Consider the following 14,404-nt stretch of genomic DNA (forward strand, 5'->3'; position numbering starts at 1 on the left):
AGATCATGACCGTGTTCATCCTGGTGTCAGGTGTGTTCACCGGACCGCACGTGTGGGACGCGTCGGCGGCGGCGCTGACGGGGGCGGGCGCCGAGGTCCATGCCGTGGCCCTGACCGGGCTCGGAGGACCCGGCCCCGGCGGGGGTACGGACGTCGACCTGGAGACACACATCGCGGACGTCGTCGCCGTGATCGACGCGGTCGGGCGGGCCGACGGCCGGGAGATCGTGCTGGTCGGCCACGACTACGGGGTCCATCCGGTCCTGGGGGCCGCCGACCGGCGCGCGGGGTCGATCGCCAGGATCATCTGCCTCGACTCGGGGCTGCCCCAGGACGGCGTCCCGGCCCTGGCCGCCGTGCCCGACCAAGGAGTGCGCGAGCAGGTGCTGCGCGCCGCGGGGGAAGGCGCCCGGGAGGCGGACGCGGCGCTGCCACCGCCGGCCCGCGACGCGTGGCGGCTCTGGGGCAGCACCGCGGACGTCCCCGACGCGGCACTCGACCGGCTCACCGCCCTGGCCTCACCGCAGCCGCTCGGTACGCTGCTCCAGCCGCTGGAGCTGACCGGTGCGGCGGCGACGGTCGCGATGGCCGGAGTGCTGTGCACCGGCAACGGGGCGAGCATCGCGATGGTCCAGGCGCGCCTGGACTTCGGCGAACCCTCACTCCAGGCGCTGGCCGATCCGCGGGTGACCTTCCTCGAACTGGACACGGGGCACTGGCCGATGCTGTCCGACCCCGCCGCACTGGCGGCGACACTGCTGAGGGCCGCGGCCGGCGAAGGACGTCGTCTGACTCCGAGGGGTGCCACTCCGGCACAGCCGTTCCTGCTGGACGTACCCGGGACCCCCCGTGAGCGGCACGACAACATCGACCTGTACCTGCCGCCCGGCGCCCGTGGTCCCCTTCCGGCGGTGGTACTCGTCCACGGTGGCCCGGTGCCCCGCGAGGCCCGTCCCACTCCACGGGACTGGCCGGCCCTGACGGGTTACGCCCGTTACGCGGCGGCCGAGGGCGTGGTGGGGGTGACTCTCGACCACCGGCTGCACTCCGTGGCCGACTACGGGACCGCCGCCGGTGACGTGGCGGACGCGGTCGGGCGGGTCCGGGCCGACCCGCGGGTGGACGGGGACCGGATAGCCCTGTGGTTCTTCTCGGGCAGCGGACCGCTCACAGCCGACTGGATGAGGAGGACGCCGCCCTGGCTGCGGTGTCTGGCTGCCCATTACCCGGTGATGGCGCCCCTGCCGAACTGGGGGCGGCTCGACAGCCGGTTCCACCCCGCGGAGGCGGTCGCGCACGCGGGTTCCCTGCCGCTCGTCCTGGTCCGTGCCGGGCTGGAGACGACCGCTGTCGCCGCCACCGTGGAGGAGTTCATGACGGCGGCGCGGACGTGCGGAGCGGCCGTCGAGGTGGTCGACGTGCCGAACGGCCATCACGACTTCGAGACGGTCGACCGGACCGACGAGTCGCGCGAGGCCGTGCAACGGGCCATGCGCACGGTTCTGCGTCACCTGACGGCCTGAGGCGACCGTCCCCGCGTAGTCCGCCCGCTCCCGGTGCCCGAGGAATCGCGGCGGCTCCTCACCGCCGGGTGGGTGGCGGCCCGGGCAGCCACACGGGTCACCCGAGGAGACGGTTCCGTGGCGGCTGCTGGCTTCGGGGCCCGGAACGTGATCGGGTTGACAACCCGTCACCGTACGGGGGCCGAGTCGAGGGGCACGGATGACGAACCGACCGCACCCACCGCCGCCGGACGCCGTCGTCGTCGGCGCAGGCCTCGCGGGACTGGCCTGCGCGCTCGACCTGAGCCGTGTGGGCCTCCGCGTGGAACTGCTGGAGGCCTCCGACGGGGTGGGCGGCCGGATGCGCACGGACCGCAGGGACGGTTTCGTGCTGGACCGCGGCTTCCAGGTGTTCAACACCTCCTACCCGCAGGTGAAGAGGCGCCTGGACCTGCGGGCGCTGCGCCTGCGGCCGTTCACCCCCGGGCTCATCGCCCGGACCGCCTCGGGGCGGGTACGTGTCACCGATCCCACCCGGCGGCCGGGCGACGCGGCCCAGCTGCTGCCGGGCCGCGTCCTTCCGGCCCGCGACCTCGCCGCGCTCGCCGCGCTCACCGCCCGTGACGCCCTGCTCCCCGCGAAGCGCCTGGGACACATGCCTGACCGCACGGCGTCGGAAGCCCTCGTCCGCGCGGGGCTCTCGCCGCGCGCGATCGAGGACTTCGTCCGGCCCTTCCTGTCGGGCGTGTTCCTGGAGGAGGGCCTGGAGACCTCAGCGCGCTTCCTGCACCTCGTCTGGCGCAGCATGGCACGCGGCACGCTCTGCCTGCCCTCCCGAGGCATCGGTGCCGTGCCGGCCCAGCTGGCCGCCCGGCTGCCGGACGGCGTACTCCGGCTCGGCTCGGCCGTCACCGAGGTCACGGAACGCGGTGTGCTCCTGGCCGACGGGAGTGAGCGGCCGGCCACCTCCGTCGTCGTGGCCACCGACTCCGCCACGGCCGCCCGACTGCTGCCCGGTCTGCCGGTACCGGCGGGCCGCACGGTGACGACGTACTACCACGCGGCCGACCGGTCGCCGCTGACCGAACCGACACTGGTCGTGGACAGCGGCCTCGCGGTCCTGAACAGCTGTGTCATCACCGAGGTCTCCCCCGGCCACGCTCCCCGGGGCACCGCGCTCGTGGCGACCTCCGTCCTCGGCGCGGGTCCGCCCGAGAAGACGGTCCGCGCCAGACTGGCCGAGCTCTACGACGTGGACACGAGTACCTGGGAGACCGTCGCCGCCTACACCGTGGAGGGTGCCCTGCCCGCCATGCGGCCGCCCTGGCCATTGAGCCGGACGACGCGCTTCGCCCGGGGCCGCTACGTCTGCGGGGACCACCGTGCCACCGGGTCGGTGCAGGGGGCGCTCGCCTCGGGCAGCAGGGCGGCACGTGAGGTGCTCGCCGACCGGGCGGCTGCGCGGACTCCCAGGACGTGACCGGGCGCGTGCGGGGCCGGGTGGACGACGCCGTCATCGTGGGCGGCGGCGCCGCCGGACTGTGCCTCGCGCACTGGCTCACCAGGACGGGCCTGGCAGTGACGCTCGTCGAGGCCCCCGACGGACCGCTGCGCCCCGCGGAGCGCACCTGGTGCTACTGGGAGGCGGGCGACGGTGAGTTCGAGGACGCGATCGTCGCCTCGTGGCAGCGGCTCCGCGTGCGCGGACCGGACGGGAGCGTCATCGAGTCGGCCCCCGCGCCCCTGCGCTACCGCATGGTGCGCTCGGGGCCTTTCGAACGGCTCGTCCACGCGCGGCTGGAGGCGTCACCCGCGGCCCGCGTCCTGCGCGCCACGGCCCACGAGGTGCGCGACGCACCGTACGGCGCGGACGTGCGCTGCACGACGACGGACGGGCAGCCCCTGACCCTTCGCGGCAGTCGCGTCTTCGACTCCCGGCCGGTGCGGGACACACCGCCGCACCGCACACTGCTGCTCCAGCACTTCCGGGGCTGGTTCGTGCGCACCGCCGTCCCCCGTTTCGAGCCCGGGGTGGCGGACCTCATGGACTTCCGGGTGCCGCAGCCGGACCACGGGCTCGCGTTCGGCTACGTGCTGCCGCTCGCCCCGGACCGGGCGCTGGTGGAGTACACCGAGTTCTCCCGGGCCCCGCTCACCACGCCGGCGTACGAGGCAGCCCTGCGGCAGTACACCGCGGACGTCCTGCGACTCGGCCGGTTCGGCGTGGAGTCCGCCGAGCAGGGCGTCATCCCCATGACCGACGCCCGTTTTCCCCGCCGGAGCGGTCGCGCCGTCTTCCGGGTCGGGGCCGCCGGGGGTGCGACACGCCCGGCGACCGGCTACACGTTCGCCGCCGTGCAGCGCCAGAGCCGGGCGATCGCCACCGCCCTGCGCGCCGGGGCCGCGGACGTGCCCCCACCGCACGGCCGCAGGGCTCTGGCCATGGACGCCGTCCTGCTCCGTGCCCTCGACACCGGGCGGGTGGACGGGCCTCGCTTCTTCACCGACCTCTTCCGCCGCGTCCCCATGGAGCGGCTTCTGCGTTTCCTCGACGGCGGGAGCACACCCTGGGAGGAGTTCGGCATCGGGCTGCGCACACCGGTGGGCCCGATGCTCCGCACCGCCGCCGAACTCCCCTTCCTCGCCCGCCGGACCCCCGGCCGACCACAAGAGAGCCCTCGATGACCCTGCTGCGGGACCACGACCTGGCGCGCGCCTTCGACCACGCGTCACACACGTACGACCGGCTCACCGCCCTGAACCCGGGCTACCGTTCCGGCCTGCTCCACTCGGCGCACCGCCTCCGGCTTCCCCGCGGAGGGCGGGGACTGCGCGTGCTGGACCTCGGCTGCGGTACCGGCGCGTCCACGCGGGCGCTGCTGCGGGCGGCCCCGTACGCCCGGATCACGGCTGCCGACGCCTCGGCCGGCATGCTGGAGAGGGCACGCGCGAAGCGCTGGCCACGGAACGTGCACTTCCTGCACCGGTCCGCGGAGGAACTCGTCACCACCCATGACGACGGCTCGTACGACGCCGTCTTCGCCGCCTACCTCTTCCGCAACGTCAGCGAACCCGCCGGGGTCCTCGAAGCCGTGCGCGCCCTGCTGCGGCCCGGCGGCCGTCTGCTGGTCCACGAGTACAGCCTCAGCGGCTCACCGGTGCACCGCGCCCTGTGGAACGCGGTCTGCCGGGGCGTCATCGTCCCGGCGGGCACCCTCTCCGGCAACGGCGAGCTGTACCACCATCTGTGGCGCAGCGTCCTGGCGTTCGACACGGCGCCGGCCTTCGCGCGGCGGATCTCCTCGGCCGGGTTCCCCTTCGTGCGGACCGTGCCCGTCCGTGGCTGGCAGACGGGGATCGTCCATGTGTTCCTCGCCCGGCGCGGCGGCGGACACGCCGGGTCCGAGGCGTCGTGAGTGCCCGCCGGCACCGGCCCGGTTCCGCGCGGCACGGACGCGACCGCCGGGCGGAGGTGCTCGTGCCGCGACCTGGCCGGGAGCGCTTCGCCGGGGACGCGCCTTCGGCCGCGGTGGTCGGCGGGGGCATCGCCGGCCTGGCGGCGGCGACCGCACTCGCGGAGCGCGGCGTCCGCGTGACGCTGTACGAACAGGGGGAAGCACTCGGCGGGCGCCTCGCGGGATGGCCGGTCCGTCTGGCCGACGGGTCCGAGGCGACCATGAGCCGTGGCTTCCACGCCTTCTTCCGCCAGTACTACAACCTGCGCGGCTTGCTGCGCCGTGCGGATCCCGGACTCGCGTCGCTCACTCCGCTGCCCGACTACCCGCTCCTGCACCGCGACGGTACGGCGGACAGCTTCGCCCAGGTGCCGAGGACCCCGCCGTGGAGCGCACTCGGATTCGTGGCGCTCAGCCCGACGTTCGGCTGGCGGGACCTCGCGGCGATGAACCCGCGCGCGGCTCTCCCCCTCCTCGACGTGCGGGTCCCCGAGGTGTACGAGCGGTTCGACGGGGTCAGCGCCGAGGCGTTCCTGCACCGGATCAACTTCCCGGAGGCGGCCCACCACCTGGCCTTCGAGGTGTTCTCCCGCAGCTTCTTCGCGGATCCCCGCGAGCTGTCCGCCGCCGAGCTGCTGCTGATGTTCCACATCTACTTCCTCGGGTCGTCCGAAGGCCTTCTCTTCGACGTGCCGAACGAGCCGTTCCCGCAGGCTCTCTGGGATCCGCTGGGCGGCTATCTGCGGCGGCTCGGCACGGAGGTGCGCACCCGTACTCCGGTGCTCCGGGTCCGTCCCGCCGCCGACGGGGACCTGATGGTGGAGACCGAGGGGGCGGCCGACCGCCACCAGGCCGTGGTCCTCGCTCTGGACACACGTGGTCTGCGTCATCTCGTCGCCTCATCCGAACAGTTGGGGCAGTCGGGGGGCGCGTCATGGCGCGCGGACATCGCGGCGCTGCGCACCGCGCCGCCGTTCCTGGTGTCCCGGCTGTGGCTCGACCGCCCGCTGCGTGAGGACCGCGCGGGGTTCCTCGGCACGAGTGGCTTCGACGGGCTCGACAACGTCAGCGTCCTCGACCGCTGGGAGGGCGAGTCGGCCCGCTGGGCCGCGCGGACGGGCGGCTCGGTGGTCGAACTCCATGCCTACGCCGTCGCCGAGGGCACCGAGCCGAAGGAGGTCCAGCGCCGGATGCTGGACCGGTTGCACGAGATCTATCCGGAGACCGCGGACGCCGGAGTCGTCGACGCCCGCCATGAGTGGCGTGCCGACTGCCCCGTCTTCTCCGTGGGCGGTCACCGGCGCCGACCGGGCGTACGCACGCCTCATCCTCGTGTCACTCTGGCGGGCGACCTCGTCCGCACCGGCCTGCCCGTCGCGCTGATGGAGCGCGCGGCGACGTCGGGCTTCCTGGCCGCCAACGCGCTCCTCGCGGACTGGGGGGTCCGGGGCCAGGTGCTCTGGACCGTCCCGCGTGCCGGTCGCTCCCCTTTCCTGCGCGCCCTCGCGGGCCGGGCCGTGAGACGGTGACGCTCAGCCCGGGAAGCGCCCGGTGCTCCGCAGCGACCACCGGCGCTCGGCGTACGCCAGGTCGTCGCGCCAGAGCCGGCCCGCCGTCCTGCGCATCAGGGGGCGCAGGGCAGGCGCGGCGGCTCGCGCCAGGGCGAAGCCCCGCCGGCCCGAGGCCGCGACCACGGCCTCGACCACGGCGGTCCGGGGGTCTGCCGCACCGGGTACGGTGAGCGGCGTCGCGTGGGTCTCCACCACCGAGCCGGCGCCTTCGCCGTCCGTGATGCGCATGACCACCGTGCGTGGTCCGGGCGCGGTGAACACCGCCCGCACCGGCACCACCAGCCGGCCGGCGACCCTGAACGAGACGTCGACGGCGAACGAGTCGTCCTCACCGTCCTCGGGGGTGGCCGCCACCCTCAGGCCGACGAACGCGTAGGGATGGAACCAGGAGCCGTGCCAGGGGTCGAGCCGGTTCGCGACCACGTCCTCCGGCTCGCACCTCCCCACCGTCGTGCAGACCGCGTCCACCGCGTGATCCGGTGCGGGTCTCGCCGGTACGACGGGGCGCTCAAGGGGGGTACCGCCCCCCGCCAGGTCGAGCCTCACCCAGACCAGCACGCCGTCGTCGTGCACGGGGTACGGTTCCCAGCCGGCGAACGGACCGCCGTCGAGGGCCAGACCGTGCCAGTGGCACAGGAGCGTTCCGCACACCACCCGGCTGTCGCGCAGCGGGGCTCCCAGGTGGGGGCACTCCCCGGGGCCGGCGTGCAGCGCGCCGTCCCGCGACCGCCACAGGACGACTTCCGTCCCGGCGACCGTACGGCCGTACGGCCGGTCCTGCGCGCCGACCTCCCGGGATGACCCGACGACGTACCAGTTGCCCCACGGCCGGGCCGCGGCCCGGCCGAGCGCTTCGGCGATCACGGCGGGCCTCGCCTCGCGCCAGGTGGGAGTCTGGCGTTCCCAGCGGGGTGCGCGCGCCACCCGCAGGGGTGACGTCCATGTCCTGCGGTGGCGTGGGTGGTTCATCGGGTGGAGCCCTCCGCCCCGGCGACCGCGCCTGCCGCCGCGGCGGGCGGGTCGGCGCGCAGCCGCGCTCCCAGGATCCGGACGAGTCCGCCTGCGGCGGTGACGGCCCGCCGCCGGCGTGTCACCACGGCGCGGCGGTGCAGCACCCGGTGGTCGTCGGCCGCGATCGCGTCCAGGATCCCCCGGTACAGGACGAACGCCGTGCGGATGCAGGGCCGTACCCGCGGTTCCAGCATGGCGACGCCCGGTTGCGCCTCCCGGTAGACGGTGCGGATCACCGCCTCCGCCTCGGTGAAGGCGGCCCGGATCCGCGGGTCGTGGCGTCCGGTGCGCCGGCTCCACTCCAGCAGGGGCCGGTCCACCCCGTGAGCGGCGAGCAGGTCCGCCGGCAGGTAGACACGCCCACGGTCCAGGTCCTCGCCCACGTCCCGCAGGAAGTTGGTCAACTGGAAGGCCACGCCGAGGGCGGCCGCGTGCGGGGCGGCCTCCTCCCGGGTCACGACCGTCCCGAGCACGGGCAGCATCTGGAGACCGATGACCGCCGCCGAACCGTGCATGTAGGCGCGCAGATCGGCGTACGTCGGGTAGTCGGTGACCGTCAGGTCGCTGCGCATGGACGCCAGGAAGTCGGCGAAGAGGGTGTGGTCGATGGCGTAGCGCCCGGCGGTGTCCGACACGGCCCTGACGACGGGTTCCCCGCCTCTGCCCGTACGGAGCGCGTGGGCCAGGTCGCTCTCCAGCAGACGCAGTAGGCGGTCGCGTTCCCCGGGCGGCTGCCGGCGGTCCAGGTCGTCGACGATGTCGTCGGCCCACCGGGCGAAGCCGTACAGGGCGTGCACGGCACAGCGGCGTTCCACGGGCAGCAGCCGGGTGGCCAGGAAGTACGTCCGCCCGTGCTGGGCGTTGAGCCGCCGGCAGCGGACGTAGGCGGCACGCAACGCGGGCTCGGTGATACCCGCGGCGTCGAGTTCGCGTCGGCTCATCGGCTCTGCCCTTCGTGGACGGCGGGACGAGGACGGCGGGCGCCCGTCGCTCGCGGAAGGCCGGTGATGCGGCCGGCGGCGAGCTTGCCGCTGATGAGGACGGTGGGCACTCCCACCCCGGGTGTGGTTCCGCATCCGGCGAGGACGACGTTGTCGAGGCCGCGCACGAGGTTGCGGGGCCGGAAGGGGCCGGTCTGCGCGAAGGTGTGCGACACGGAGAACGGGGTGCCCGCCGCGTGGCCCTGGGCGGTCCAGTCCACGGGGGTGACGAGCAGCTCCTGGTCCAGGGACGCCTCGAAGCCGTCGAGTCCCCGGCGCTCCAGCTCGGCCAGCAGGCTGTCGCGGTATCGCGGTCCCAGGCCGCGCCAGGTGCCCGCCGAGGGGCCGGTCGTGGTGTTGGGGCAGGGGGCCAGGACGTAATGCAGGTGCCTGCCCGGCGGGGCGAGCGACGGGTCGTGCGTCGTCGGGCGCGTGATGAGCAGCGAAGGATCGCTCATCAGTCGTCCGGACCGGGTGAGTTCGTCGAAGGTGCGTTCCCAGGCGGAGCCGAAGGAGAGCGTGTGGTGCGCCAGTGCGGACCATGTGCGGTCGGTGCCCGCGTGCAGGACGACGGCCGACGGAGCGTGGCGCAGCGGGACGGCGCGGCGCGGCGCCCGGCCCAGGAGGCGGTGGGCGACGGGCAGATCGGGGGTCAGGACGACCGCGTCGCAGGTGATCCGCTCGCCCGACGTCAGCCGTACGGCCCGCACGCGCCCGGCCGACCTCTCCAGCTCGCCGACCTCCTCAGACCAGCGGAACTGTCCTCCCGCGTCCGCGGCGGCGTCCGCCATCGCCAGGGGCAGTGCGTGCATGCCGCCCTTGGGGAACCAGACGCCCGCGACGGTGTCCATGTAGGCGATCACGGCGTAGGCGGCGAGTGCCCGGGCCGGGGCGACTCCCGCGTACAGCGCCTGGAAGGAGAACACCCGGCGCAGCCGCGGGTCCGAGAGGAATCTGCCGATCTGGGGGTCCAGGCGGCCGAAGCCCCCCAGGGCCGCCAGCCGGGCGAGGTCCGGGTGAAGGAGTTGGAGGGGCGAGTCGAAGTTGGTGTCGATGAATCGGTTCATCTGGGCCCGGTAGAGCTTCTCCAGCCAGCGGCGCAGCCGGCGGTACCCCGCGGCCTCCGCCGCCCCGGCGAACCTCCGCACCTCGGACTCCATGGCGTCGCGGTCCGTGTGGACGTCCAGTCCGCTGCCGTCCGCGAAGCGGGCCCGGTAGGCCGGATGCAGCGGGATGAGCTCCACCCGTCGGTGGAGGCTGTCCCCGACGGCGGCGAAGGCCTCGTCGGCCAGGTGCGGCATGGTCAGCACCGTCGGCCCGGTGTCGACCCGGTACCCGCCGAGTTCCAGCCGCCCCGCACGGCCTCCGGGCCCGGCGTCCCGTTCGACGACGGTCACCCGGCGGCCCGCGCCGAGCAGGTGAAGGGCGGCGGCGAGCCCGGACAGCCCGGCACCGACCACCACCACGTGGTCCGTGGGGCCGGACACGGTCCTCACGCGCCCTCCCCGTCCTGGGCGGGAACGGTGCCCACGGCTCTGGCTACCAGCGCGGCGAACTCCCGGCGGGCACGGGCGTCGGACGCGGCGGCGGCGAAGTGACGCAGGCTCGCCTCCGCGAGGTCCGCGATCTCCTCCTCCACCGCCGCCCGCGCGCCCGTGCGTTCCAGGGCTGCGCGCATCAGGCCGACCGTTCCTCCACCGGGCGTGCCGCCCTGCGGGCCCAGCACGGCCAGAGCCTCCTCGTCACCGGACTCCGCGGCGGTCCGGAGAGCGACCGCGAGGAGATAGGTCAGCTTGCGTGCCCTCAGGTCCTCGTCGGCCGGCTTCCCCGTGACGGCCGGGTCCCCGAAGGCGCCCAGCAGGTCGTCACGGAGCTGAAAGGCGAGTCCCGCGCACCGTCCGGCGGACCGCAGTCCGTCCATGGTGCGGGCGTCCGCCCCGGCCAGGGAGGCACCCAGGGCCAGCGGCCGTTCCACGGTGTAGAGCGCGCTCTTGAGTGTCGCGATGTTCCTGGCCTGGACGGGGTCGGACGAACCGGTCGCCTGGGCCCTCATGTCCAGGTACTGGCCGGCGACCATCTCGCCGCGCATCGCCTTCCACTCCTCGTGCAGCCGCTCGCCGTACGGGGACGCCAGCGCGGTCTCGGTGAGCAGATCGTCCGCCCACGCGAGCGCCAGGTCCCCGGCTAGCACAGCCGCGGTGGCCGAGTACGACGCGGCCGACCCGCGCATGCGGCCCGCCCGGTGCGTGCGCGCGAAGTCCGCGTGCACGGCGGGCGCGCCCCGGCGCACCGGTGATTCGTCCATGACGTCGTCGTGCACCAGCGCGCAGGCCTGCAGCAGTTCCAGGGCGGCGCCGATGCGCAGCGGCGTCCCGGGGTCCCCGCTGCCTCCGGCGGCCAGCCACCCGCACCAGACGAAGGCCGTCCGCAGCCGCTTCCCTCCGTGCAGGACGAACGTGACGAGACGGGAGGCCACCTCATCGGCGAACAGTGCGTCCAGCCGCCTGGCCTCGCGCAGCCTGCTGTGCAGGTGCTCCGCAAGGACCGTCTCCACGGCCGCGGCCGCCTCCCGGGCCGTGTGCGGAGGCCTGCGCGGGCCGGTCCCCGCGCAGGGGTCCGCCTGGGGGCCGGCGTCGCCGCTGGTCCCTGTCCGCGTCGCCCGTGGACCGAGCATGGAGAGCCCCTTTCGCTCGGTTGTCCGCTTCCGCGTCCACCAGTGCTTCCGGCCGCGAGGTTCGCGGACGCTCCCTATGCCTGCCCGGCGCGCGGCCATGTCGGCGCGGAGTTCACCCGGACGGCGGGCGGAATCGGGGACCCGGATCCGGGCGGCGACGCTGCGGCAGCGGTCACGGGGCCTCGGCGCGGTGGGGACGCCGTCCCCTGGCCGCCTCACTGCCTGGGGACACCGCGCACGGGGTGCTTGCTCAGGATGGAGACCCGGTTGAAGGCGTTGATCGTGACAGCCACCCAGATCACGGCGGCGATCTCGTCGTCGGACAGGACGAGGCGCGCCGTGGCGTAGGCGTCCTCCTGCAGCGCGGAGTCGGCGGGGTGTGTCGTCGCCTCGGCCAGGGCGAGGGCGGCACGCTCCCGGTCGGTGAACACCTCGGTGTCGCGCCAGGCGGCCAGCACTCCCAGCCGCCGGGCCGTCTCGCCCGCACGCAGCGCGGCCCGGGTGTGCACATCCAGGCAGTACGCGCAGCCGTTGATCTGTGACACCCGGAGGTTGACCAGTTCGACCAGCGCGCGGTGAAGCCCCGCCTCCTGGGCGGCCACCCGTACCGCTTCGGCCGTGGCGGTCAGGGCGCGGTAGGCCTTCGGGCTCTGCTTGTCCACGTAGACCCGCTGCTCCTCGTGGCCCGCCTCTGTGCCGTTCACGCCGGACTCCTCACCGGGACGTACCGCCCCTCGCCGTGCCGCGCGCCCGGGTGGGCGACGGCTTACCATCAAGCATGATCGTTGAACATGAAAGCACCTTTGTCGTACAGGCGGTCCTCCGATGAGCGTCGGTGCGGGCCGGATCACGCCGCCCGCGGGCCCCGGCGACCCGCAGCCCTGCCCCGTCCCGGCCGTCGAGGTACTGACACCGCGGGACGTGCCTCTGGGCGGCCCGAGAGCGATGACGGTGCGGCGTACGCTGCCGCAGCGGAGCCGCACGCTCATCGGGGCCTGGTGCTTCATCGATCACTACGGCCCCGACGACGTCGCCCGGACGGGCGGAATGGACGTGGCTCCGCACCCGCACATCGGACTGCAGACCGTCAGCTGGCTGTTCAGCGGGGAGATCGAACACCGCGACAGCATGGGAAGCCACGCGTTCGTGCGCCCCGGAGAGCTCAACCTCATGACCGGTGGCCACGGAATCAGCCACACGGAGGTTTCCACCCCCGGCACCACGGTCCTGCACGGAGTCCAGCTGTGGGTGGCGCTTCCCGGGGAACACCGGCACACCGGTCGCGACTTCCGGCACCACGTGCCGGCTCCCGTCCACCGGGACGGTGCCGTCATCCGGGTGTTCCTCGGCTCCCTCGCCGGAGACACCTCACCGGTCCCGGCCTTCACGCCCCTGCTCGGCGCGGAGATCGTTCTCGGCCCGCACGCCACCACGACACTCGACACCGACCCGGCTTTCGAACACGGCCTCCTCGTGGACCAGGGGAGCATCCGCACGGACGGGACGGTGCTGCGCGGGGGCGAACTGGGCTACCTGCGCCCGGGGCGCGCCGCGGTGACCCTGGTCAACGAGACGGACGCACCCGCCCGGGCGGTGCTCGTGGGGGGAACGCCGTTCGACGAACCGATCGTCATGTGGTGGAACTTCGTGGGCCGTACGCACGAGGACATCAGCCAGGCGCGCGAGGACTGGGAGCACGGCACCCGCTTCGGCGTCGTGGAGGGCTATGACGGGGACCGCATCCCGGCGCCGCAGCTGCCCACCACCCGGCTGAAACCGCGCTGAACCCGACCGTTCCCCGGCGCCCGGCGCCCCGTCGATCCGGGCGGCCGGACGCCACGGGAACCCGCTGTCCGAACCCCGCTCCCGGGCGCACCGCTCCGGGAGACGTTCACGCAGCCTGGATGAGCTCTGCCCGGCCGAACAGCAGCGCGTATCCGGAGGGGAGCTGGGCGAGGATGCGGTCGAGGAGGCCCGGGCCTGCGAGGGCGCCGACGGTGGCGAGGACGGCTCCGGCGTCCCAGCGTGCGGTGGCGGGGGTGCCGCCTGTGCCGGCGGCGAGCTCCGTCACGAACTCCCAGCCGGTGAGCGGGGCGAGGTCAGGGATCTGGGCGGTGAGGACGAGGGCGGCCTCGGTGGGGAGGCGGGCGGCGAGGTCGACACGTTCGTCGCCGGTCAGCCGGCGGCCGAGGCCGGCCAGCACCGCGTGGGTGACGCTCTCGGCTCGTTCGCGCGTCGGGTACTCGCCCTCGTCCTTGATCTGGGCCAGCATCTGGTCGTAGGTCATGCCGGCGGTGTCGAGGGCCGGCTCACGCAGGGAGCGCATCGGTGGAGTGCCTTTCTCGGCGCGGGCCGGTGGCTCCTGCCTGCCCAGGCAGGAGCCACCGGCCGCAGTGATGGTCCAAGGGGTGGCTCGCGAAGTCACGTGTGCCCCGGGTCGCGGAGGCAAGTCCTCGCACCTCTCGTCGTATCCGTTCCGTTACCGTCCGTTCCGCGACCGCCCGCGCGCGCAGCAGCGCGGACCGCTCCGGGGAACGGTCCGCGCTGCGACTGGGCAGGCATCGATCAGCCGTCCGGGGGCCGACGGCGCTTCCGGCGCGAAGCTGGTCCGGCCGGCGTACACGACCGGTGGGCACGACCGGCGGTCAGCCGCCGAGCTGCCTGGGGGCGGACTCTCCGCCGATGGCGATCTTGCGCGGCTTGGCGCGCTCGGCGATCGGGATCCGCAGGGTCAGCACCCCCGCGTCGTAGTCGGCCCTGATGCGCTCGCTGTCCAGGGTGTCGGCCAGGACGAGCTGCCGGGAGAAGGCGCCCAGCGGGCGCTCGGCGAGCTCCATCTGCACCTCGTCGCCGGTCGCGACGGGACGGCGCTCCGCCTTGACGGTGAGCATGTTCCGCTCCACGTCGATGTCGATCGCGTCCCTCGCGACACCGGGCAGGTCGAGGGCGATCACGTACTCCTCGCCCTCGCGATAGGCGTCCATCGGCATCGCCGACGGCCTGGACCAGGTCCCTGCGGCACCCGTGAACTGCTGGGCGAGACGGTCGAGTTCGCGGAACGGGTCGGTGCGCATCAACATCGCGAAAACACCTCCATCGGTCAGGCAGAAACTGCCAATGCGCTGCGTCTGACACCGTTGTAGCACGTCATCCAAACGATGACAACCGTCATGTCATCGAAAGGGTGACACCCAGGGGCGCAGCCCCTGTA

13 protein-coding genes are annotated in these 14,404 nt (G+C 74.1%); 6 read left to right on the forward strand and 7 right to left on the reverse strand.

The annotated features are described in order from the left end of the window. The first annotated feature begins 5 nt into the window (after nucleotides 1-5). The 5 genes from ACHFIV_RS14170 (at nucleotide 6) to ACHFIV_RS14190 (ending at nucleotide 6,486) form a co-directional block, all read left to right on the forward strand. Nucleotides 6-1,523 (forward strand): alpha/beta fold hydrolase, encoded by a 1,518-nt coding sequence (locus ACHFIV_RS14170; protein WP_398967720.1) that lies wholly within the window; start codon nucleotides 6-8, stop codon nucleotides 1,521-1,523. Between the two features lie 199 nt (nucleotides 1,524-1,722). After that, nucleotides 1,723-2,982 (forward strand): NAD(P)/FAD-dependent oxidoreductase, encoded by a 1,260-nt coding sequence (locus tag ACHFIV_RS14175; RefSeq protein WP_398967723.1) that lies wholly within the window; start codon nucleotides 1,723-1,725, stop codon nucleotides 2,980-2,982. Then, nucleotides 2,979-4,187, forward strand: coding sequence for a lycopene cyclase family protein (locus ACHFIV_RS14180; RefSeq protein WP_398967726.1), 1,209 nt, complete (start codon nucleotides 2,979-2,981; stop codon nucleotides 4,185-4,187). The genes ACHFIV_RS14175 and ACHFIV_RS14180 overlap by 4 nt, the downstream gene beginning before the upstream one ends. Next, entirely contained in the window at nucleotides 4,184-4,918 is a 735-nt protein-coding gene (locus tag ACHFIV_RS14185) for a class I SAM-dependent methyltransferase (protein ID WP_398967729.1), read from the forward strand. The genes ACHFIV_RS14180 and ACHFIV_RS14185 overlap by 4 nt, the downstream gene beginning before the upstream one ends. Nucleotides 4,919-4,980: 62 nt before the next feature. After that, the gene (locus tag ACHFIV_RS14190) at nucleotides 4,981-6,486 is read left to right on the forward strand and encodes an FAD-dependent oxidoreductase (protein ID WP_398967731.1); all 1,506 of its coding nucleotides are present in this window, start codon (nucleotides 4,981-4,983) and stop codon (nucleotides 6,484-6,486) included. A 3-nt stretch (nucleotides 6,487-6,489) separates the two neighbouring features. On the opposite strand, the gene ACHFIV_RS14195 is transcribed toward ACHFIV_RS14190, so the two are convergent. The 5 genes from ACHFIV_RS14195 to ACHFIV_RS14215 all read right to left on the reverse strand — a co-directional run bounded on the left by ACHFIV_RS14195 (nucleotide 6,490) and on the right by ACHFIV_RS14215 (nucleotide 11,897). Then, on the reverse strand, nucleotides 6,490-7,497 hold the full coding sequence (locus ACHFIV_RS14195; protein WP_398967733.1) for a DUF5914 domain-containing protein: 1,008 nt from the start codon (nucleotides 7,495-7,497) through the stop codon (nucleotides 6,490-6,492). Continuing rightward, nucleotides 7,494-8,480, reverse strand: coding sequence for a phytoene/squalene synthase family protein (locus tag ACHFIV_RS14200; protein WP_398967736.1), 987 nt, complete (start codon nucleotides 8,478-8,480; stop codon nucleotides 7,494-7,496). The genes ACHFIV_RS14195 and ACHFIV_RS14200 overlap by 4 nt, the downstream gene beginning before the upstream one ends. Beyond that, complete coding sequence (gene crtI / locus ACHFIV_RS14205) at nucleotides 8,477-10,015, reverse strand: phytoene desaturase family protein (protein WP_398967738.1); 1,539 nt, start codon at nucleotides 10,013-10,015, stop codon at nucleotides 8,477-8,479. The genes ACHFIV_RS14200 and crtI overlap by 4 nt, the downstream gene beginning before the upstream one ends. Next, nucleotides 10,012-11,193, reverse strand: coding sequence for a polyprenyl synthetase family protein (locus ACHFIV_RS14210; RefSeq protein ID WP_398967741.1), 1,182 nt, complete (start codon nucleotides 11,191-11,193; stop codon nucleotides 10,012-10,014). Before ACHFIV_RS14210 ends, crtI begins: the two co-directional genes overlap by 4 nt. A gap of 215 nt (nucleotides 11,194-11,408) precedes the next feature. After that, nucleotides 11,409-11,897, reverse strand: a complete 489-nt coding sequence (locus tag ACHFIV_RS14215) for a carboxymuconolactone decarboxylase family protein (RefSeq protein ID WP_398967744.1) — start codon at nucleotides 11,895-11,897, stop codon at nucleotides 11,409-11,411. A 121-nt stretch (nucleotides 11,898-12,018) separates the two neighbouring features. On the opposite strand from ACHFIV_RS14215, the gene ACHFIV_RS14220 reads away from it, so the two are divergent. Continuing rightward, nucleotides 12,019-12,978, forward strand: coding sequence for a pirin family protein (locus ACHFIV_RS14220; RefSeq protein WP_398967747.1), 960 nt, complete (start codon nucleotides 12,019-12,021; stop codon nucleotides 12,976-12,978). Between the two features lie 106 nt (nucleotides 12,979-13,084). On the opposite strand, the gene ACHFIV_RS14225 is transcribed toward ACHFIV_RS14220, so the two are convergent. Together ACHFIV_RS14225 and ACHFIV_RS14230 are read right to left on the reverse strand one after the other, a co-directional pair. Then, nucleotides 13,085-13,519, reverse strand: coding sequence for a DUF2267 domain-containing protein (locus ACHFIV_RS14225; RefSeq protein WP_398967750.1), 435 nt, complete (start codon nucleotides 13,517-13,519; stop codon nucleotides 13,085-13,087). Nucleotides 13,520-13,838: 319 nt separating this feature from the next. Beyond that, on the reverse strand, nucleotides 13,839-14,273 hold the full coding sequence (locus ACHFIV_RS14230; RefSeq protein ID WP_398967753.1) for an Hsp20/alpha crystallin family protein: 435 nt from the start codon (nucleotides 14,271-14,273) through the stop codon (nucleotides 13,839-13,841). Nucleotides 14,274-14,404: the final 131 nt, after the last annotated feature.

Origin of the sequence: Streptomyces sp. ALB3, assembly GCF_044385685.1 — a bacterium.
Lineage (GTDB): Bacteria > Actinomycetota > Actinomycetes > Streptomycetales > Streptomycetaceae > Streptomyces.